18 protein-coding genes and 1 tRNA gene are annotated in these 19617 nt (G+C 61.2%); 6 read left to right on the forward strand and 13 right to left on the reverse strand.

All coding sequences use genetic code 11. The features are described 5' to 3' along the window. Positions 1-20: 20 nt before the first annotated feature. Both lapD and lapG read right to left on the reverse strand, forming a co-directional pair. Entirely contained in the window at positions 21-1979 is a 1959-nt protein-coding gene (gene lapD / locus U5A08_RS01505) for a cyclic di-GMP receptor LapD (RefSeq protein WP_253392685.1), read from the reverse strand. A gap of 11 nt (positions 1980-1990) precedes the next feature. Further along, positions 1991-2683 carry a cysteine protease LapG gene (lapG, locus tag U5A08_RS01510; protein WP_373423816.1) on the reverse strand — a complete coding sequence of 231 codons (693 nt, stop codon included), beginning with the start codon at positions 2681-2683 and terminating at the stop codon, positions 1991-1993. 288 nt (positions 2684-2971) lie between these two features. Here lapG and bcsQ point away from each other — a divergent pair, with 288 nt between their 5' ends. After that, positions 2972-3931, forward strand: a complete 960-nt coding sequence (bcsQ, locus tag U5A08_RS01515; protein ID WP_253392687.1) for a cellulose biosynthesis protein BcsQ — start codon at positions 2972-2974, stop codon at positions 3929-3931. A gap of 241 nt (positions 3932-4172) precedes the next feature. On the opposite strand, the gene U5A08_RS01520 is transcribed toward bcsQ, so the two are convergent. The 5 genes from U5A08_RS01520 to U5A08_RS01540 form a co-directional block, all read right to left on the reverse strand. Beyond that, on the reverse strand, positions 4173-5360 hold the full coding sequence (locus tag U5A08_RS01520) for a methyltransferase (protein ID WP_253392689.1): 1188 nt from the start codon (positions 5358-5360) through the stop codon (positions 4173-4175). Beyond that, positions 5341-6030 (reverse strand): ABC transporter permease, encoded by a 690-nt coding sequence (locus tag U5A08_RS01525; RefSeq protein ID WP_046385364.1) that lies wholly within the window; start codon positions 6028-6030, stop codon positions 5341-5343. Before U5A08_RS01525 ends, U5A08_RS01520 begins: the two co-directional genes overlap by 20 nt. 38 nt (positions 6031-6068) lie before the next feature. Next, positions 6069-6764 carry an ABC transporter permease gene (locus U5A08_RS01530; RefSeq protein ID WP_104904104.1) on the reverse strand — a complete coding sequence of 232 codons (696 nt, stop codon included), beginning with the start codon at positions 6762-6764 and terminating at the stop codon, positions 6069-6071. Positions 6765-6838: 74 nt separating this feature from the next. After that, positions 6839-7591, reverse strand: a complete 753-nt coding sequence (locus U5A08_RS01535) for an ABC transporter substrate-binding protein (RefSeq protein WP_253392691.1) — start codon at positions 7589-7591, stop codon at positions 6839-6841. 13 nt (positions 7592-7604) lie between these two features. Further along, a complete protein-coding gene (locus U5A08_RS01540; protein ID WP_247405983.1) occupies positions 7605-8378 on the reverse strand; it encodes an ABC transporter ATP-binding protein in 774 nt (257 codons plus the stop codon). Between the two features lie 553 nt (positions 8379-8931). Between U5A08_RS01540 and gabP the strand changes: the two genes are divergently transcribed. Further along, entirely contained in the window at positions 8932-10323 is a 1392-nt protein-coding gene (gene gabP / locus U5A08_RS01545; RefSeq protein WP_321849993.1) for a GABA permease, read from the forward strand. Between the two features lie 288 nt (positions 10324-10611). Here gabP and U5A08_RS01550 read toward each other — a convergent pair whose 3' ends face one another. Further along, positions 10612-11025 carry a hypothetical protein gene (locus U5A08_RS01550; protein WP_321849995.1) on the reverse strand — a complete coding sequence of 138 codons (414 nt, stop codon included), beginning with the start codon at positions 11023-11025 and terminating at the stop codon, positions 10612-10614. A gap of 70 nt (positions 11026-11095) precedes the next feature. Further along, positions 11096-12043, reverse strand: a complete 948-nt coding sequence (locus U5A08_RS01555) for an alpha/beta hydrolase family protein (RefSeq protein WP_321849997.1) — start codon at positions 12041-12043, stop codon at positions 11096-11098. Between the two features lie 214 nt (positions 12044-12257). On the opposite strand from U5A08_RS01555, the gene relB reads away from it, so the two are divergent. The 4 genes from relB to U5A08_RS01575 all read left to right on the forward strand — a co-directional run bounded on the left by relB (position 12258) and on the right by U5A08_RS01575 (position 15449). Then, positions 12258-12449: a type II toxin-antitoxin system RelB family antitoxin gene (gene relB / locus U5A08_RS01560; RefSeq protein ID WP_253392700.1), complete on the forward strand. Its 192-nt coding sequence runs from the start codon at positions 12258-12260 to the stop codon at positions 12447-12449. Beyond that, complete coding sequence (locus tag U5A08_RS01565; RefSeq protein WP_321852161.1) at positions 12439-12747, forward strand: type II toxin-antitoxin system RelE/ParE family toxin; 309 nt, start codon at positions 12439-12441, stop codon at positions 12745-12747. Before relB ends, U5A08_RS01565 begins: the two co-directional genes overlap by 11 nt. A gap of 41 nt (positions 12748-12788) precedes the next feature. After that, the gene (locus U5A08_RS01570) at positions 12789-13763 is read left to right on the forward strand and encodes an arsenic resistance protein (protein WP_321850000.1); all 975 of its coding nucleotides are present in this window, start codon (positions 12789-12791) and stop codon (positions 13761-13763) included. A 78-nt stretch (positions 13764-13841) separates the two neighbouring features. Beyond that, positions 13842-15449, forward strand: a complete 1608-nt coding sequence (locus tag U5A08_RS01575) for an ArnT family glycosyltransferase (protein ID WP_321850002.1) — start codon at positions 13842-13844, stop codon at positions 15447-15449. A gap of 142 nt (positions 15450-15591) precedes the next feature. Here U5A08_RS01575 and U5A08_RS01580 read toward each other — a convergent pair. From U5A08_RS01580 to U5A08_RS01595, 4 genes are all read right to left on the reverse strand, one after another. After that, positions 15592-15667: transfer RNA gene (locus U5A08_RS01580), tRNA-Phe, on the reverse strand. A gap of 103 nt (positions 15668-15770) precedes the next feature. After that, a complete protein-coding gene (locus U5A08_RS01585) occupies positions 15771-16043 on the reverse strand; it encodes an oxidative damage protection protein (protein ID WP_017849944.1) in 273 nt (90 codons plus the stop codon). Further along, positions 16040-17107, reverse strand: a complete 1068-nt coding sequence (gene mutY / locus U5A08_RS01590) for an A/G-specific adenine glycosylase (protein WP_253392722.1) — start codon at positions 17105-17107, stop codon at positions 16040-16042. The genes U5A08_RS01585 and mutY overlap by 4 nt, the downstream gene beginning before the upstream one ends. Next, on the reverse strand, positions 17104-19323 hold the full coding sequence (locus U5A08_RS01595) for an AsmA family protein (protein WP_321850005.1): 2220 nt from the start codon (positions 19321-19323) through the stop codon (positions 17104-17106). Before U5A08_RS01595 ends, mutY begins: the two co-directional genes overlap by 4 nt. Positions 19324-19617 lie beyond the last annotated feature (294 nt).

The following is a 19617-nucleotide window of genomic DNA, read 5'->3' on the forward strand; positions in this document are numbered from 1 at the left end:
TGAGCGTCAAGGAGGCATGATTATTCGTCGCTCCACTTCCACGGTGAGGGCTCACCGACCAGTTGGCCTTGCACCCCTTCAATACCCATCTCGCGAATCACGCGTAACTCACCTTCGGTTTCCACGCGCTCGGCAATCAACGGCAAGTCAATGCTGTGGGCGGCACGCTGGATCGCCTCGATAAAAATGCGCTTGTGGCTTTCCTGATCAATGGCTCGGATATAGCTGCCGTCGATTTTGAGGTACGCCAGGCCCAGTTTTGCCAGGTTGCCAATCATGCTGAAACGCCCGCCGAAACGTTGCAGGCCAAGGCTGTATCCCAGGCTGCGCATGCGTCGGGTGAGACGCTCCAATTGGAGTTGCTCGGGCACTTGCTCTTCGCCGATCTCCAGCGTCAGGCGCGCGCCGAGTGCGGGATGTTGCGCCAATCGCTCGAACATCCGCTCCAGGGCTTGTGGGTCATTCAAGGTCGCTGCCGAGAGGTTCAATGCCACCGATTGGTTGTGCTCTGCCAGGTGTTTGATCACCAGGTCGAGCATCAGTTGGTCAAGCCGTGCCGTCCAGCCGAAGCGCTCCAGCCAGGGCAGGAAGTGCCCCGCCGCAATGGTCTGGTCCTGGTTGTCGAGCAGGCGCGAGAGCACCTTGTAGTGCAGCACCTGACGGGTATCGCGGCTACTGACCACCGGTTGGAAAAACAAGCGGAAGCGCCCCTGGTTCAGGGCATCGTCGAGCAGGGTGTGCCAGCTGTGCGGGTCGTCGCTGACGGTGCCTGGGGTCTGGTGCTCCAGGCATACCCAGGTTTGGCCGCCACCGGCTTCAGCCTGGGCCAGGGCCTGGTCGGCCAGCATCAGCAGGTCTGCCGAGGCATCACCGGGTTTGTAGGGTGCAAGCCCGATGTAGGCCACGATCGACATGTCGGTGGCGCCGGTTTCGTGCAGGCTCTGCAGGATGATTTCCAGCGCCTGGGCCAGTTGCACCGCTTCGTGACGCACCAGGCCGGGGGCAAGCACCGCGAACTCGCCGCCACGGCTGCGGGTGATCAGGTTATGGGTTTCCGGGTACTTGGCACAGGCACGCACCAGTTGCTGGCTGACGGCTTGCAGCAGTTGGTCGGTGCGTTGCCCGCCCAGGCGCTGGTTGAGACCGCCCAGGTCGTTGACCCGCAAGATCAGCAGGTAGCCTGAACTGGCTTCCTCCAGGTTGCTGACCCGCGAGTTGAGCTGCATTTCGAAATAACGCCGGTTCGCCAACCCGGTCAGGCTGTCCTGATAGGACTCCACGCGCAGCTTCTCGCTGCGTTCGGTCTGTTCATTGAACAACGCCTTGAGCTTCTCGACCATCTGGTTCATGGCCTGCACCACGCGCCGCAATTCGGGGGTGCGGGGCAGGTCGGGCAGGCTGATGAATTCGCGCCGCGCAATGGCGTGGGACTGCTCGACCATATAGTCCAGCGGCTTCAACTGACGGCGCAGCAACAGCGCGCCCAGCACCGCACTCGCGGCGCCGCAGAGCAGCAACCAGCCCAGGCTGCCCAGCGCGCTCTGCCAGAGCTTGGCCAGGGCAAACATCGGGTGGCTGACCACCTCAACCCGTGCCGCCTGCTGCCAGCCACGGCTGACGATGGCATCGCCGCCGGCCGGCGCGAGGCCGATCATCTTCACGAACCAGGCCGGTACGCTGCTGGCATCAGGCTCGGCGGCACGCTCCACCAGCACCTGGTTATTGCTCAGGTCCACCACGCGGATGCTCGCGTAGTAGCCACTGTCAAAGATCGAGCTGACCATCAGCTCGGTCATCGCCGGGTCATCGATGTTCGGCGTCAGCGACAGCGCCAGTGCGGTCGCCGCGTCCTGAGCGTGGGAACGCAACTGGTTGACGTACTGCGCGCGCGAGCTTTCCAGGCTGACGAAGAAGCTACCGCTGAAGGCGACCACTAGAAACACGCAGATAGCGATCAGCAATTGTTTGAACAGTGACATCGTAGCTCCTGTTAATTACCCGAATTGGCCGGAAACCCTTCGGCGGTCATTTTTTTCAAGACGTCCTGCCAGCGTGACAGGCGCTTGGTATCACCGACTTTCTTGTTGCCCGCCGCGCCGGTCAGCCACAGCCCCTCGCCGTTGAACGCGTAGACGGGCAGCAGGTCCGGACGCTGGCTGGCCGGCAGAATGGGGTCCATCAGGCTGTCCAGCACCAACGGCATGGCTTCCGGGCTTACATAGTAGGTCAGTACCATATGCGCACGATTCTGGCGCAAGGCTTTGACGTAGGTTATGCGCAGCTTCTCGGCCGGGACACCCAAGTGACGCAGGCTGAAGTATTTGGCGATGGCATAGTCTTCACAGTCACCGGCGCCTTTCCACAGGGATTGAATGGGCGTCGCCCAATAATCAATCTCGTGCCACAGGTCGATATCTTCCTCGTAGTGCAACTGGCGGTTAAAGAACACGTTGACCACGTTGAGTTGCTCGGTCTCGCTGACCTGTTTTTGCGTCGCCAGCAGTTGCTGCCAGGCATCGATGCGCTGGCGCCCTGCGCCCAGAGGCCCGTAAAGCGCCTCGGCGCGGCGGCTGATCTGGCTGAAGTCCCAATCGGCGAGCAGATTGCCCAGCAGGCCGCCACCCAGCAACAGCGTGATGGCCAGACCGTACAGGAACCGAGGGAAGTTAAAGCGTATCGCCACCGCGATTACCCGAGCTTGCAGCATTGAAGGTGCGGCAATGGTGCGGTGATACCGGGTAAAAAACAATGGCACGATGAAATCACTGTGCAGCAATTTAGCCTAATTGGCTGTCAGTAAATTGGCTATTTTCCGCTCGTCTGAAAGGAATGCACCAATACCATCAAAATAATGACACCTCATACCGCCTGCTACAGAATGTCGCAACGAAAGCGCCGACAAAAAGACCTGCGGTCAGCCTTATCTGCCGACCGTTCACGTCTTTGATTGCGCCGTGAAGGAGCTCTGGCCATGAGTCGTACCGATGATCTATTTGCCCTGTGCGGCAATAGCCGGACCCGCGACCCCAAGGGGCGAAACGCACGGCTGCATTTTTTCGGCACCCTTCCGTTCGATGATGGCACCCGCGTGAACCAGAAAGACGGCTCGCGCTTTTCCACCCATGCGCCAACGGCCTATGAGCAACCCCAGCCTTACGACTTGAGCGCACCGTGCCCTACAGTGGTGGCGCTGGTCTCGGTCAATGGCGGCGTCGGCCGCAGTACCTTGGTCACGGCGTTGAGCAGCGGCTTGCAGCGCCTGGGCGAGTCGGTGGTGGCGCTGGACCTCGACCCTCAAAACGCGTTGCGCCAGCATTTCGGCGTGGACCCTGAACTCCTTGGCGTCGGCCGTGCCAGCTTGCTCGACACGCGATGGGATACCCTCCTGCAAGCAGGGTTCGCCGGTTGCCAGGTGATTCCCTTTGGGAACACCGGCCTCCAGCAGAAGGACAACCTGCAGGGCTGGCTCACGCGGGAGCCGAAGTGGCTGGCACAGCGCCTGTCGACGTTGGGGTTAAGTGAACGACAGATCATGCTCATCGATACCCCGGCTGGCGATAACGTCTATCTGCATCAAGCGTTGAGCGTGGCTGATTGTGTGTTGGTCGTCGTCCAGCCGAATGCCGCCTGTCTCGGTACGCTGGACCAATTGGACGCCGTGCTGGCGGGTTACCTTGAGCGTGAGCGCCCGCCACAACGCCTCTACGTAATCAATCAATTGGATGAGCGCTCGGCGTTCAGCCTGGACATGGTTGACGCCTTCAAACTGCGCCTGGGCGACCGTCCGTTGGAAGTCGTGCATCGCGAACCGTCGATCAGCGAAGCGCTGGCCTTTGCTACGGACCCCTTGGATAACCTCGCGGCGAGCGTGGCCTGCGACGATATCAACGACCTGTGCCGGTTATTGATCGCCCGGAAAAAAGCCCGCTAAATCACGCTTTATGCGCTTAACGCCAAATGCTTATGCACAATCGGCAGGTTGGCAGCGCCCCGGAACCGGCCCTGGGTGGAGCCATTCTCAACACGGCGCAACTGCCTGTTTTGCGTGCGTTTTATTCTGTGAACAAAAAGTGACCAATGTGGCGTTTTGCCTGTAGCGCAGACGTTTAAATCCTCTGTAAAGATTTCATCAACAGAGTTATCCACAGGCCGAGTGCAGAAAAAATCGCCCCTTAATCGCGCTCAGCCAGCACCATAAGGTTGCGCGGGGTCAGCCTGGTTTCGCAGAAGCTGCCTACTTCAACCTTGTAGCCTTGTTCGCGCAGAAACAGTGCCCGATCCAGCACCAACCACAGCTCCAGCGGGCGCCGAAACAACCCTCGCAGCAATTCCAGGTTTCTGACCTCGGCCAAGCGCCGCCACCCGCGTGCCTCCAGCGCTGCCCAATCCTGCTCGCCTGTGGATAACCCTTTGAGGCTGGCCAACTCGCGGCAATAGTCGGCGAAGGGTTTATCCAGCCAACTGGCGGGCAGGGACGGCGTGGGCAAGTACGTGTCGCAATGGCGCAATTGGCGCTGCAGGTGATCGAAACCCAGGCGCCTGGCCATGGACGTATCCCGTTGCTGGCGTACCCGCTTGCCGGCAGTGACGGTTTCGCTGAGGGGCAGACCCAGGTCATCGACCGATAACTGCAACGCCGAAGCGCGGCCTGCGCCCGACAGCGGCTGGTAGCGGTCGGCATGGATGCGGTTGTAGCAGCACGGCGCCAGCGCCAGTTGCTTGCAGCCGGCAACGCTGGCCAGTTGCAGCAGGCGCACGTGCAGGTCACCGCAGGCGTGCAGGGCGACGGGGGTGTGTTCGGCGCTGAGCGTTACATCGGCCAGCACGTCTTGCAGGCGATGGGTGACCGGCAGTTGATGGTGGTCGCTCAAGGCCTGGCCGGAGCTGATCAGGGCCGGATCGTATTCCAGGCAGGTCAGTTGCTGCCCGGTATGCAGCAGGCGGCGGCCGAGGTGGCCTTTGCCGGCGCACCAGTCCAGCCAGTGCCTGGGTGTTTGCGCGAACCGCAGGGCGGCGCCGAATGCTTCGATCTGTTGCCACTTGCGGCCAGGCACATCGACGTTCAGGCGGTGGCGGGCGGGTGCCAGGGGCTGGGTCGGTAACTTATCCACAGCACTGAGACGCAGCGCTTGCGCGGCCAGTTGTGGAAAAGGCGCGGGGGCGGGCAGCTCGTGGGGCTGGTTGTGGCGGCTTTCCGCGTCGGCCAGCGAGCGCCGGCGCAGCCACTGGGCGAGCTCGGGGTGTTGGGATTCCCAGGGTAACTGGCGATGCGTGAAGGGCCGTGGTCGCCACAGCCCCTGGTGTTCGCTGAGGAACGCATCCAGCGCCTGGAAACGCGCTTCAACGTCCCTGGCAGGCATCGACTCGCAGCCAGCGTTCCAGCAGTTTGAAACCGCGCACCAGCACGTAGGCCATCAGCAGGTAGAACAGCCCGGCGGCGAAGAAGATCTCCACCGGCAGGTACGTGCGCGCAATGATGGTGCGCGCCATGCCGGTCAGTTCCAGCAGCGTCACCGTACTGGCCAGGGCGCTGGCCTTGAGCATCAGGATCACTTCGTTGCTGTACGCCGGCAGGCCGATGCGCGAGGCGCGCGGCAGGATGATGTAGAACAGCGTCTTCGGCTTGGACATGCCCAGGGCCCGTGCCGCTTCGATTTCACCCGGCGGGATGGCCTGGATCGCACCGCGCAGGATCTCGGCGATATAGGCGGCGGTGTGCAGGGTCATGGTGGCGGTGGCGCACCAGAACGGATCGCGCAGGTACGGCCACATGAAGCTGTTACGCACCGCATCGAACTGCGCCAGGCCGTAGTAGACCAGGAACAACTGCACCAGCAACGGCGTGCCGCGAAAGAAGAAAATGTAGCAATAGGGCAGGGTACGCACGTACCAGCGGCGCGAAGAGCGGGCGATGCCCAGCGGGATCGCCAGCAGCAGGCCGGCAATCACCGCGATAGCCACCAACTCAAGGGTGAGGGTCGCGCCCTGGGCCAGTTTTGGCAGCCATTTGATGATCACGGCCCAGTTCAGGCCCAGGTCGAAATGGGACAGCCAGCTATAGTCGCCGCTCATTGGGTGCTCCTTGCAAAGCCACGACTGGCGCGTTTTTCCAGGAAATGCATGCCGGTCATGGCGAGCACGGTGAGGCCCAGGTACATGAACGCCGCCACCATGAAGAAGGTGAACGGCTGCTTGGTCACGGTCACGCCGATCTGCGCATGGCGCATGATTTCTTCGAGACCGATCACCGATACCAGCGCGGTGTCTTTCATCAGGATCATGAACAGGTTGCCCAGGCCCGGCAGGGCGATGCGCCACATCTGCGGCATGATCAAGCGGGTGAAGATGCGAAACTTCGACAGGCCCAATGCCACACCGGCTTCGCGGTGGCCCTTGGGAATGGCGAGGATCGCGCCACGGAACACTTCCGTGGCGTAAGCGCCAAAGCACAGGCCCAGGGCGATGACCCCGGCGGCAAAGGCACTGAGAGACAGGTCGGGGTTACCGAAAAACTCCCCGAGGGCGCGCATCAGGTTGACCGTACCGAAGTAGATCAGCAGCACCCACAACAGTTCGGGAATACCGCGAACGAGGGTCGAGTAAGCCCCGCCCAGCCATTGCAACGGCTTGTACGGGGAAGTCTTGGCCAAAGCGCCGGCCAGGCCGAGTACCAGCCCCAGGCACAGGGCCGTGAGCGCCAGCTTGACGGTCATCAGCGCGCCGGCGGCGAGCGCCGGGCCGAATCCGTAGAGATCGAAATTCATGGTGTTTTCATATCGCGGCAGGCAAAGCTGAAAGCCGACGCGCCCCTGGGCGCGCGCCGGGCATACCGTTCAGATCATTCGATGCTGAAAGGGAAGTACTTGTCGTTGATCTTCTTGTAAGTGCCGTCGGCCTTGATCTCTGCCAGGGCTTTGTTCAGGCGTTCGCGTAGCGGGTCGCCTTTGCGCACGGCGATACCTATCTTGTCGCTCTCGACCACCGGGTCGCCCTTGAACTCGTAGGCGGAACCGTCTTTGCTCTTGAGCCATTCGTACTGCACGTACTTGTCGGCGAGGATGCCGTCCAGGCGACCGGAAGTCAGGTCGAGGTAGGCGTTTTCCTGGGTGTCGTAGAGCTTGGCGGTGGTGTCAGGCAGCTTGTCTTCCAGGTAGGTACCGGCCAACGTCGCGCGTTGTGCGCCGATAATCTTGCCCTTCAGGTAATCCGCGTCGGGCTTGAAGTCTGCTGTGGCTTTCGGCGCGATGAATTGCAGCTTGTTGGAGTAGTACGGGTCGGTGAAGTCGACGGCTTGCTTGCGTTCGTCGGTGATCGACAGCGAGGACACCAGGAAGTCGAACTTCTTGGCGTTCAGCGCCGGGATGATGCCGTCCCAGTCCGACACATACACTTCGCACTTCTCGACTTTCATCTTGGCGCACAGGGCGTCGCCGATGTCTTTGTCGAAGCCGACGACGTTGCCGCTGGCATCTTTATTGTTGAACGGCGGGTAGGCCGCTTCGATCCCCATTTTCAGGGTTTCTGCCATGGCCGAGGCGCTGAACGCCATCGAAACGGCCGCGGCCAGAAGGAATTTTTTATAGTTCTGCATGCATGTTGCTCCGTTAGCGGTTGCTGGACATGAATTGTTTGCAGCGCGCCGAAAGCGGGTTGTCAAACACCTGCTGTGGCGATCCTTGCTCTTCGACCAGGCCTTGGTGCAAGAACACCACTTCACTGGACACCTGGCGGGCGAAGCCCATTTCATGGGTGACCAGCAGCATGGTGCGGCCTTCTTCGGCCAGTGCGCGGATCACATTAAGTACTTCCTGAACCATTTCCGGGTCAAGGGCCGAGGTGGGTTCGTCGAACAGGATGACTTTCGGCTGCATCGCCAGGGTGCGCGCGATGGCCGCCCGTTGCTGCTGGCCGCCGGACAATTGCGCGGGGTAGGCGTGGCGCTTGTCGCTGATGCCGACCTTGGCCAGCAGGGCTTCGGCCACTTCGATGGCTTCGGCCTTGCTCTGGCCGAGCACACGGCGTGGGGCCTCGATGATGTTGTCGAGGATGCTCATGTGCGGCCACAGGTTAAAGTTTTGAAACACAAATCCGATTTCGCTGCGCAGGCGGTTGATCTGCTTGCCGTCGGCGGCCATCAGCTCGCCGTTCTTCGCCGCCTTGAGCTTGAGTTCTTCGCCGGCCACCAGGATCTGCCCCTGATGCGGGTTTTCCAGCAGGTTGATGCAACGCAGGAATGTGGACTTGCCGGAGCCGGAGGAACCCAGGATCGAGATCACATCGCCGTCGCGAGCGGTCAGCGAGATACCTTTGAGTACCTCCAGCTCACCATAGCGTTTATGCAAGTTGCGGATTTCAAGCGCGGGCGCGGCCAAAGCCATGTGCGGTCCTCATTGTGTTCGTTGCGTTCCTGCTGTTGGGTCGCCTTCCTGGCGAGGCGCCAAGCTAGCATAGCGTCTGGATGGCAGCCAACAGCGCGGCTGATGGTCAACAGGTGGTCTGCGGCAGGGTGTCGCATCGGCACAGCAGCGTGTCGCGCCAGCAACAACCGAACAGCCGTTCGAACCTGAAAATCCCGCAGGCTTCGCGTGAAAAAGGGCGCGATGGTGCCAGCTTTGGGCGGGTGTTGGAAGGGTTAACCGGGCAAACGGTATTCCTCGGCCCTCTTATGGGGCGTTACATACTTTTTGTGTGTATTTATGGTGCGCGCATTGGGGTGAAAGTGGGTCGCTCGGTAACGCTATAGCGGAATGCCATGATTCTCAATGACTTGCGAGGGCTGTTGGATCGTCCTACAGCCCGCGTCAATTGGGGTTTTGTAACATTTTGGCGCAAATATTGCGTAAAAAATAAAGAACGCCCTGTTTGTTTCTTTTCACGAGGAAGGCACACACCGGGCGGATCGTTTTCGCAATTCCTCGTATAGGTGTGTCAATGAGTAGTACGCAAAGCTCCAATGACCTCGAACAGGGGCTCAAACCGCGTCACGTCACCATGCTGTCGATTGCCGGCGTCATTGGTGCCGGTTTGTTTGTCGGCTCCGGCCACGCGATTGCCGCCGCCGGCCCTGCGGTACTGCTGGCCTATGCCGCTGCCGGCGCGCTGGTGGTACTGGTAATGCGCATGTTGGCCGAGATGGCCGTGGCGTCACCGGACACCGGTTCGTTCTCTACCTACGCTGATCGGGCGATCGGGCACTGGGCCGGTTTCACCATCGGCTGGCTGTACTGGTGGTTCTGGGTGTTGGTGATTCCATTGGAAGCCAACGCCGCCGCGACCATTCTTAATGCCTGGTTCCCCAACGTGGCCATCTGGGCGTTTACCCTGATCATCACTTTGCTGCTGACGGCGACCAACCTGTTCAGTGTGAAGCACTATGGTGAGTTCGAGTTCTGGTTTGCGCTGATCAAAGTCGTGGCGATCGTGGGCTTTGTGATCCTCGGCCTGCTGGCGATCTTCGGCTTCCTGCCGAACAGCCAGGTCAGCGGTGTTTCGCACCTGTTCGACACCCAGGGCTTCATGCCCAACGGCATGGGCGCGGTGCTGGCGGCGATCCTGACCACCATGTTCTCGTTCATGGGCACCGAGATTGTCACCATCGCGGCCGCTGAGTCGAAGGACCCGGGCCAGCAAATCACCAAGGCCACCAACTCGGTGATCTGGCGGATTGGTTTGTTCTACCTGCTGTCGATCTTCATCGTGGTGTCCCTGGTGCCTTGGAACGATCCGAACCTGGCTGCCGTAGGTTCCTACCAGACCGTGCTGGAAGGCATGGGCATCCCGAATGCCAAGCTGATCGTCGACCTGGTGGTCTTGGTTGCCGTGACCAGCTGCCTCAACTCGGCGCTGTACACCGCCTCGCGCATGCTGTTCTCCCTGGGCCGTCGTGGTGATGCACCTGCCGTGTCCAAGCGCACCAACAAAAGCGGCACGCCTTACTGGGCGGTGATGCTGTCCACGGGCGCTGCGTTCCTGGCGGTCTTCGCCAACTACGTGGCACCGGCGGCGGTGTTCGAATTCCTGCTCGCCAGTTCCGGCGCCATTGCGTTGCTGGTGTACCTGGTGATCGCGGTGTCGCAACTGCGCATGCGTCAGAAACGTATTGCGGCCGGCGAGACGCTCGTCTTCAAGATGTGGCTGTTCCCAGGCCTGACCTATGCGGTGATGGTGTTCATCGTTGGCACGCTGACCATCATGCTGTTCCAAGAAGCCCATCGGGTCGAGATCATCGCGACCGGGGTCCTGAGCTTGCTGGTGGTGGCGGCGGGGCTGCTCGTTTCGAGCCGTCGCAAGGCGCAGAGAGTAGGCGTTGCGGTGCTGAATTGATGTGATGGAGTGCGGTGCTTGATGGTGCCGCAGTTCGAATGTGGGAGGGGGCTTGCCCCCGATGGTGGTGTATCAGTCAATTAGATGTCGGCTGACACACCGTTATCGGGGGCAAGCCCCCTCCCACATTTTGTGTTGTGTCAGTCTTGGGAAGTCACCAGCGCCTGAAACGCCGGCGACTCCGGCTTGCTCGTGACGGCGCGCTGAATTGATGTGATGGAGTGCGGTGCTTGATAGCGCCACAGTTCGAATGTGGGAGGGGGTAAGCCCCCCCCCACTTTTTTTGCGTCAGTCTTGGGAAGTCACCAGCGCTTGGGATGCGGCGACGTAGTCCGCCTGGAACGCCGGCGACTCGATCCATGCCAGCGCGGCCGCCTCATCCTCGGTGTCGGTGGCCCACTGCCGATATTCGATCAGTGCCGCCAGGATAAAGTCGGTGGCGTTTTCTTCGCCTTCCTGCTCCAGCACCAATGCCAACAGTGGGTGCGCCAGGAACACCGCGCACAGCGCTTGTTGGCTGATTTCGCCGGCCGTGCGCATCTCGACAAACAACTCGGTCAAATCCACCGACTCAAGATCGATGCGGCTGTCATCTCCGGCAAATGCATCCGGCTTGGTTGCGACGGCGCGTTGGGTGCGGTTTTGCTTGGCCTTGGCCTTTGCCCGGTGGGCGCGTTTTTGCTGCTTGTCTGGCGAGGCCATGGGCTCACGTCCTTGGTTCAGGATCTGGATCGGGTATTGAAGCGCAGGTTGGGGAAAATCCCAAGGGGTTCTAAGCGCGCGTCGCCATGCGTTGGCCCGGTGTGTCGGGTGTCAGCTCGCCATGTTTTAGCCATGCCAGTGCAATCGGCCACAAGCGATCCTCATACTCGCTGCGAAAGAATGCGAAATGCCCTACCTGCGTTTCTCCAATATCACCAGGAGCGATGCGCAGGTGAGTGCGTTCGCTGCGGTCGAAGTAGTTCAGCAACCGCTCGATGGCCGGCACGGTGCCGAAGGGATCGTCGGTGATGCTGATCGCCAGCACCTGCGCCGTTACCCGAGCAAAGGCCAGTTCGCCCAAGGCGCGCGCGCTGGGGCGTGTTTCATAGCGGGGTGTTGGCGTACTCCAGTCCCGCACCACGCCGGCCGGCGTATCCTCCAGCCAGCCCAGGCGCTTGCCCGGGAAGTAGCCAAACAGCGCCGTTACCAGCGGCATCAGCACATGCCACTTGCCAACCATGCGCCAGCGCCCGCTCGCCGCGTAATCGCGCCAATAGGCGAATTGCGCGCCCACCGTCACCAGGCGCCGAATCACCGCCCCAGACGCCCCCATCCCCGCCGCACAGCCGCCAAAGCTGTGACCGACCACATCGATCGGCTGCCCCGGGAACTCGCGCTGCGCCCGCTGCAATATCGCCTCGAAATCCAGGCTGCCCCAATCCGACCATGAGGCCTTGAAGCCTCGCAGCGAGCCGCAGCGGGACTCGCCGATGCCGCGATAGTCGTAGGTGATGACGTCGAAGCCGTTGGCGAACAGGTAGTCGGCAAAGCGTGAGTAGTGGCGACAGCGCACGGAGGTGGCGGCGTTGATGATGACGACCGGGCGCGTAGGGTCGGTTCGGATGTGACGCCAGATGAAGCCGCCAAGCGGGTAGCCGTCTGCGGCGGGTTCCCTGAAGGGGGTGTTTTGGTTGGATCGAGTTGCATGCGTTAGCGAAGAGGCATCATTCAAATTCATCGTTTTTGGCCCGTGCCGATTTTTTTATTTTTGGTAACGGTTGGCCAGTTCGCCAGCACTTGTACTTCGTTCCGCTGACTCACTAATCTCTGGCGCTCGCAACGCCTACAACACCCGCGCACAGTAGCTTGTTCCGAAAAAACCACACATCTGAGAGAAACGACAGCCAACCATGGACAGATTAGACTGGCAGGCATCCATTACGGAGGTCTCTATGAGCATTCCACGTTCTCCCATCGTTTCAGAGTTTGAAACAGAAGAGCAGGCTGCGAGCTACGACCTTTGGTTTCGTGCCAAGGTGCAGGCTTCAATTGACGATCCTCGTCCTAGTATTCCGCACGATCAGGCGATGGCTGAAGTCGAGAAGGTGCTGGAAGAGAGGCGCAAGGCTCGTGCTGCTCGTTAAATGGCGACCTGAGGCAATTGTCGCCCTGATCGAGATCATTGATTACATCGAGCAGTACAACCCTGTTGCCGCCGTCTCGCTGCACCAAACTATTGTGGCGGCCACCGAGGGGTTGTCCCTGATGCCATACGGATTCAAGCACGGTCGCTTGTCTGGTACTCGGGAAATGGTTGTTCATCCAAACTATCTGGTGGTCTATCGAGTGACGGAGCACGTTGAGATAGTGACGGTGTTACACACTCGCCAAGAATATCCCAGGGATGTGATCGGGCCACACCACTCGACCTCACGCCAGTAGATGCTTAGGCTTGCGTCTTTGCCATCGACGAGAGCGTCTTGATGACCCGCGACACCCTCGAACACCACCAGATCCCCATCTACTTCGTCGCCGTCCTCCTGGCCGCCGCTTTCGGTCTGCTCGCGCCGTCATTGGCGCATGGCCTCGGCTTGCTGGTCACGCCGGCCATCGCGGTGCTGATGTATGCGATGTTCCTGCAAATCCCGTTTCTGGCGCTGCGCCAAGGCGTGGGCAACCAGCGTTTCCTGGCGGCGTTGCTGCTGGCCAATTTCATCCTCGTGCCCTTGCTGGTGTGGCTACTGACGCGTGGCCTGGTGGAGCGCCCGGCTTTGCTGGTGGGCGCGTTGCTGGTGTTGCTGACGCCGTGCATCGACTACGTGGTGGTGTTTACCCATATCGGCAAGGGCGATTCGCGCTTGATGCTGGCCGCGACGCCGGTGCTGTTGTTGCTGCAGTTGGTGTTGTTGCCGGTGTACCTGGGTTTGATCCTGGGTGCGCAGTCCGCGGTGGTGGTGGAAGTGCGGCCGTTTGTCGAGGCGTTCCTGTTGTTGATCGTGGTGCCGATGGTGCTGGCGGTGAGCACCACGTCGCTGGCGCGGCGATCTTCGGTCGTCAACGCTTGGAACAGTGCCTGGGCCTGGTTGCCGGTGCCGGCGATGGCAGCGGTGCTGTTTGTGGTGGTCGGCTCGCAAATCACCTCGGTGGTGCGCGATATCGGCCTGCTGCTGCCGGTGATTCCGGTCTACGTCGGCTTCATGCTGCTGGCGCCATTGATGGGGATGTTCGCCGCGCGGCTGTTCGCGCTGCCGGCGGTCACGGCGCGCGCGGTAACGTTCAGCGCGTCGACGCGTAACTCGCTGGTGGTGTTGCCCCTGGCGCTGGCGTTGCCCGAAGGCGTGCGCGGGTTGGCGGCGACGGCGGTGATCTTGCAAACCCTGGTCGAGTTGATTGGCGAGTTGATCTACGTTCGCCTGATCCCCGCGCTGGTGTGGCGCGCAGATCGGCCAGAAGCATGAATGTTCAGGTCTGTTCAGGCGCTATTTGGGATGCGTTCGGCACCATGAGCCGCCGCTCCCCACCTGACAGGACAACCGATGGATCACCGCAACCGTTTTCGCCTGGAGTCCCTGGGCATTTTTCTGATTGCTTTGTTGCTGTTCACCTTGGGGATCTGGGACCAGCAACCCCAAGGGTTTGACGGACGCTGGGCGCTGTTCCTGCAGGAAATGTTTCGTCATGGGGCGAGTCTTTTTCCGACCACCTACGGCCAGCCTTACGCGGACTATCCCGGTACCGCGACGTTCTTCAGTTTTGTATTCGCCCGGTGGTTCGGCGCGCCCAACCACCTGGCGAATATCCTGCCCACCGCGCTGGCCTCTGCCGGAGTGGTGGCGCTGATCTATCGCTTGCTGGCCCCGTCCAGTCGCGCCTGGGCGCTGCTGACGGTGTTGCTGACCTTGCTCACCACCCAGTTGCTCGAAAAGTCGCGCTCGGTGTGCCTGGATCAGATGGTGGCGCTGTTATGCGTCGGCAGTTTCTACCTGCTGCACAGTGGCGAACGCCTTGGCTCGCGCCTGCGGCGGCTGGCGGTGTTCCCGCTGTTCATCCTGGGCTTTGCGATTCGCGGGCCGTTGGGCTTGATCGAAGTCTGCGGTGTGGTCTGCGTGTATTGGGCGTTGGGCCGCCCGGGAGAGCGGGTCAAGCAAGTGCTGATCCACGGCGTGCTCGGGTTGCTGCTGTTGGCGTGTTGCTGGTGGCTGCTGATGCAGTTGGCACGGATCAGTGGGGGGCAGGCCTTTGCCGATGAAGTGTTCAAGATGCAAGTCGGTGGGCGCCTCGATGAAATCGGCGAACCGTTCTATTTCTACTTCCAGCTGAGTCTGTACCGTTACTTCCCCGTGGTGCCCCTGGCGTTGGCGAGCATGGTTGCGCTGCGGCATCGCTGGTCGGAACGCTGGGGCAACGACGACGTGCAGCTGGTCGCACGGCTCGGCGCCTGCGGCTTGATGATTCTGCTCGGGCTGTCGGTGCCGCACTTCAAGCGCGCTTATTACATCCTGCCCATGGTGCCGATGTTTGCCGCTGTTGCCGCCTATGGGCTGCTCCACGCGCAGAACTGGCTCGTCGGGGTGCGTCGCTGTTACACGTGGCTCGTCGCAGCGCTGCCGGCATTGTGCGTGGTTGTCGTCTTTGTGTGTCGGCACGGGTGGCAAAAGCACGGTTACTGGCCGGACGTTTCGTTACCGTTGCTGATCGGCGTGTGGGTGATCCTGCAGGTGGCGGCATTGATCGCCTGGCGTCGCGCGGGGCGCTTGGTGTGGCTCAGCGCGATCGCATTGGCGGCGCAGTGGTTGTTGCTGGTGACGGTGGTGGAGCCGGCCAAGGACCTGCAGTTCGACACCCGGAAATTTGTCAGTCAGGTGGAAGCGCTTCGCGCAGACGAACCGGGACCGTTGGTGTTTGTCGACCTTGCCCGAGACACCTGGGCGGTACGCTACATGATGAACCTGGATCACGACGAGCAGCCGCTGTTTATCGGGCGCAACCAACTGGATCAGTTGGACGCACTGCCGCGGCCGTCTTGGGTGATCGTGGCGCGCAAGGAAACCGAGCAGTTGAAGGGGACTCCAGTGGAGCACCTGGAACCGATGTTCAACGGACGACTGAACGACAATCCGTTGTTGGTGTTTTTGCTCAAGTAGACGGCGCGAGGCGGGTATTGCGTGCTGGGGCGGCGGTGAGCCGCCCCGGTTTGAATCGGTAAAACGAAGACAACAAAAAGCCCGCGCGAGGCGGGCTTTTTGTGTGCTTCAGATGATAGTTGCACCACCTGAAACTTAATAGTGGTGCCCAGAGACGGAATCGAACCGCCGACACGGGGATTTTCAATCCCCTGCTCTACCGACTGAGCTATCTGGGCAACGGGGCGCATTAAACTGGTTTTTCAGGGGGTCGTCAAGCAAGTTTTCAAAAAATATTTAATTATTACCGTCGCTTACGTGCCGACCCCGATTTTTGCTCAATTATTGAGCAGGTGGTACGTAGCCTTCGGCCTTGGCGTAATCCTCGCCGGAAAAGAACTTGTCCATCTCGCCTTGCAGGTATTTGCGGTCTTCGGCGTTCATCATGTTCAGGCGCTTTTCGTTGATCAGCAGCGTTTGGTGTTTCTGCCAGTCGGCCCAGGCTTTGGCGGAGACGTGATCGAAAATGTCCTGGCCCTTGGCACCCGGGAACGGGGCGCGCTCCAGGGCGGGCAGTTCTTCGTGGTACTTGCGGCAGATGATGGTGCGGGTCATGACGAAACTCCTGCGTTCAATACGTCGGCCGCGCGCTTCAGCAGTTTTTTCACCGGGGCGGCAAGGCCCAGGCGCGGCGGGGTGGCGAGGTTATACCAGAGCCAGTCGGCCTCGGCCACGTGATGGGCGGATTCCTCGACCTGGACCAGCCAGGGTTCGATGGCCAGTTGGAAGTGGCTGAAGGTGTGGATCAGCCCCGGCAGTTGCTGTTGTTTACCCAGTTCCAGCGCGTGCTGGTGGGCGAGGTGTTCGAGGTCTTCCAGGTCGTCTAGCTCCGGCAAGCTCCACAGACCGCCCCACAGGCCCGTGGACGGGCGACGGTAAAGCAGGATCGCGCCGTCGCCATTGGCGAGCATGGGCATCAGCGTGCGCTTCTGGGGGATGGTCTTGCGCGGCTTGGGGATCGGGTAGCGCGTTTCCAGGCCGAGCATGTGGGCTTCGCAGCCTTTCTCCAGCGGGCATAACAGGCAACTGGGCTTGCTGCGGGTGCAAAGGGTGGCGCCCATGTCCATCATCGCCTGGGTGTAGGCGTTGACGCGATCATGGGGCGTGAAGCGCTCTGCGGTGGCCCAGAGTTGTTTGGCGACCTTGGGTTCGCCTGGGTAGCCTTCCTGCGCGGTAAAGCGTGCCAGCACGCGTTTGACGTTGCCATCGAGGATCGGCGCGCGCAGGCCCATGCTCAGGCTGGCGATCGCGCCGGCGGTGGACAGGCCGATGCCAGGCAGTTCGGTGAGTTTCTCCACGTCGCGGGGAAACTCGCCGGCGTACTCGGCCACGACAATCTTCGCAGTCTTCTGCAGGTTGCGCGCACGGGTGTAGTAACCCAGGCCGGTCCACAGGTGCAGCACCTCGTCTTCCGGCGCGGCGGCCAGGGCTTCGACCGTTGGCAGGGAAGCCATGAAGCGGTCGAAGTAATTGAGCACGGTGCTGACTTGGGTCTGTTGCAGCATGATCTCCGAGACCCACACCCGGTAGGGCGTGATGCCCTGTTGCCAGGGCAGGTCATGGCGACCGTGGCGGTCGTACCAGTTCAGTACCGCCTCGGAAAACTGCTCGTTTCTCATCGTTTGAACAGGCCTTTCAACGCGTCTTTCAACTGCGGATTAACTTTGTCGAGCTTCTCTTCCAGCTTCTCGTTGAGGCGGTTGCCGGCGGCCTTGATGGCGACCTGGCCGAGGCCGTCCTTGTCCAGGCGGCACGCCTTGGCGCCCAGCTCCAGCGGGCCACGGCAGCGCAGCGGGACTTCGATGCCCTGGAAGTTGGCGCCGACCTCGCAGGCGGGGTCCGGCACTTCGCGTTGGTCGCCCTCGACGATGATGCCGACGCGATAATCCATGCCCAGCACGCGCAGGTCGATGTCGCCGTTGCCGTTGACTGTGAGGCCCGGGATGCGCACCTTCAGGTCGGGGTTATTGGCCACGCCGTTGCGCAACGTCAGGTTGCCCTTCAATTCCTGGAACGGTGTGTCCTTGGCGCGTGGCTCGCTGCTCAGGGTCTTGCGGTTGAGCAGGGCGATGCCGGTACACAGTTGCTGTTCAAGGTTGGCATTGAGCAGCACGCCGTTGTTGATCACGAAGCTGGCGTTGCCGTTGAGGCTATCGATGAGCGCCTTTTGGCTGTTGCCGCGGCCGCTGAGGTTGCTGTCGAGGGTGATCTGGCCCTTGATCGGCGGCGTCTGCCCCTGGGCTTGCAGGATGCGTTCGACCGGCACTTGCTTGATATGGCTTTGCAGCGCCAGCACTGGAATATCCTGGCGTACATCGAGGCTGCCGTTGGCCTGGAAGCTGCCGTTGTAGAGGCCGCCGCTCAGGCTGTCGAGCTTGAGCTGGCCGTTGAGGCCGCTGGCCTTGAGCACGGCGTTCTGGATCGGCAGCTTGCTCAGGGTCAGTTGACCGAAGGCCAGGTCGGCCTCCACGTCCAGTGTGCGCAGGCGGGTCAGCGGCAGCAGCTTGTCGGTGCTCCAGGCGCCTTTGGTGGGGGCGTCCGGCAGCGGTGTGGTGCCACCGGCGGCCATGGCGCCGGCTTCGCTGTTCTGCACTTCGGCCTGGCGTGCGGCGGTTGCGCCCTTGGCGGATTCGGACTTGACCGGCAGGTAGTCGTCGGCGTTGAAGGTGTCACCCTTGAGTTGCACACGCAGCGATTGCTTGGCGAAATCGTCCACGGCGACGCGGCCGGTGAAGGTGCTGCTGTCGAGTTTCAGGTTGAGGTCTTCCAGGGCCAGGCGGGTGGGCGTGCCTTGGAGGCGGCTGACCAGTTCGACCTTGCTCAGGCTGCCCTCGGCCATCGGTGGCAGCGGGTTGCCGATGCTGTCGAGGAACTTGGCCAGGTCAAACTGGGCGACGGACAGGGCGCCGCTGATCTGCGGGGTCTTGTCCAGGTCGTTGACCTTCAGTTCGCCGAGGGCGCGCAACTGGTTGGCCGAGAGTTTCAGGTTGGTCCATTCGGCTATGTTGGCCGCCAGGTCCACCAGCAGTTGGCCTTGGGTGGAGAAGGTCACGGTTTTGCCTTGCAGCGGCTCGCCGGTGGCTTCACCACTGATCCTCATGTCTTCGAACTGATAACGCTTGAGCGCACGCTGAATGCGCAGGTTGCCGTTGAGTTCGGTCTTGACGCGCATGAGCGGCTGGTTGCTGCCGAGGAACGCGGTGAGCTTCAGCGGAATACTTGCCCCTTCGTGGATGGCCCCCGCACTCAGTTGGATGCTTTCGGCGCTGAACTGCTTGCCGGTCTGTTCATCGTTGTATTCGATGCGGGCGTTGTTGATGGTCAGGCTGTCGATGTCCAGGCGGATGGGCTGCGGCGGTTTCTCTGCCTTCACCTCGGTCGGCGGTGGCGCCGGTTGCGCTGGGGCTGGGGTCTCGGTGGTCGCCTCGGGGGCGTTCTTGCCGATGTCTTCCCAGTTGCCGTGGCCTTGCTTGTCGCGGTTGAGGCGCAGGTTCAGGCCTTCGACACGCACATCGCTCATCTGTACTTCGCGGCGCAGCAGCGGCAGCACGCGTACCGACAGGCCGAGCATCTGCAGATCGGCGAACGGTTGGGTCGGGGTGGTCAGGGTCGCGACGCTGGCTTCGTGCAGTTCCAGGCCCAGCCAGGGGAACAGGCTCCAGCCGATGTCGCCATTGAGCGTCAGCTCGATGTGGGCCTTGTCGCGGGCAATCTGGCGAATCTCGTCTTTGTAGTCGTTGGGATCGAAGAGATGGGTCAGGGCAAAGCCGAGAGCCACAATGATCAGCAACAGCCCGAGAAGTACCAGACCCAGGATTTTGCCGAACGCTTTCATGGGCGAGTCCTTGTATGTCGATTTCAAAATTTAGCCGCAGAGTATAGCGCCCGATGGCCGGCGTCAGTTCACGGATCGTTACATTGTATCTGCCGGCGGGGGCGGTATTTTGGCGTCAAAAAATACAAATAATCAGCGGAAGGTAGTGGCATTTTGGTTTTTCTGTCATCCACTGATGCTAATCTCTGCGCGTTCGTCCGCCTTCTGCGACGTAACGTCGCGCTTTAAATGGAGTTCTATTCAACAAAACGGCCACGCTTTGCGTGCAAGGCCGAAGGAGAGCGCGCCTGACGA

The organism is Pseudomonas paraveronii, from assembly GCF_963681955.1.
Classification (GTDB): Bacteria; Pseudomonadota; Gammaproteobacteria; order Pseudomonadales; family Pseudomonadaceae; genus Aquipseudomonas; species Aquipseudomonas paraveronii.

Excerpts from the sequence above, each read along its gene's own strand:
- lapD (WP_253392685.1), bottom strand. The coding sequence starts at position 1,979 with ATGTCACTGTTCAAACAATTGCTGATCGCTATCTGCGTGTTTCTAGTG.
- bcsQ (WP_253392687.1), top strand. The coding sequence starts at position 2,972 with ATGAGTCGTACCGATGATCTATTTGCCCTGTGCGGCAATAGCCGGACC.
- U5A08_RS01520 (WP_253392689.1), bottom strand. The coding sequence starts at position 5,360 with ATGCCTGCCAGGGACGTTGAAGCGCGTTTCCAGGCGCTGGATGCGTTC.
- U5A08_RS01530 (WP_104904104.1), bottom strand. The coding sequence starts at position 6,764 with ATGAATTTCGATCTCTACGGATTCGGCCCGGCGCTCGCCGCCGGCGCG.
- U5A08_RS01535 (WP_253392691.1), bottom strand. The coding sequence starts at position 7,591 with ATGCAGAACTATAAAAAATTCCTTCTGGCCGCGGCCGTTTCGATGGCG.
- U5A08_RS01540 (WP_247405983.1), bottom strand. The coding sequence starts at position 8,378 with ATGGCTTTGGCCGCGCCCGCGCTTGAAATCCGCAACTTGCATAAACGC.
- gabP (WP_321849993.1), top strand. The coding sequence starts at position 8,932 with ATGAGTAGTACGCAAAGCTCCAATGACCTCGAACAGGGGCTCAAACCG.
- U5A08_RS01550 (WP_321849995.1), bottom strand. The coding sequence starts at position 11,025 with ATGGCCTCGCCAGACAAGCAGCAAAAACGCGCCCACCGGGCAAAGGCC.
- U5A08_RS01555 (WP_321849997.1), bottom strand. The coding sequence starts at position 12,043 with ATGAATTTGAATGATGCCTCTTCGCTAACGCATGCAACTCGATCCAAC.
- relB (WP_253392700.1), top strand. The coding sequence starts at position 12,258 with ATGAGCATTCCACGTTCTCCCATCGTTTCAGAGTTTGAAACAGAAGAG.
- U5A08_RS01570 (WP_321850000.1), top strand. The coding sequence starts at position 12,789 with ATGACCCGCGACACCCTCGAACACCACCAGATCCCCATCTACTTCGTC.
- U5A08_RS01575 (WP_321850002.1), top strand. The coding sequence starts at position 13,842 with ATGGATCACCGCAACCGTTTTCGCCTGGAGTCCCTGGGCATTTTTCTG.
- U5A08_RS01585 (WP_017849944.1), bottom strand. The coding sequence starts at position 16,043 with ATGACCCGCACCATCATCTGCCGCAAGTACCACGAAGAACTGCCCGCC.
- mutY (WP_253392722.1), bottom strand. The coding sequence starts at position 17,107 with ATGAGAAACGAGCAGTTTTCCGAGGCGGTACTGAACTGGTACGACCGC.
- U5A08_RS01595 (WP_321850005.1), bottom strand. The coding sequence starts at position 19,323 with ATGAAAGCGTTCGGCAAAATCCTGGGTCTGGTACTTCTCGGGCTGTTG.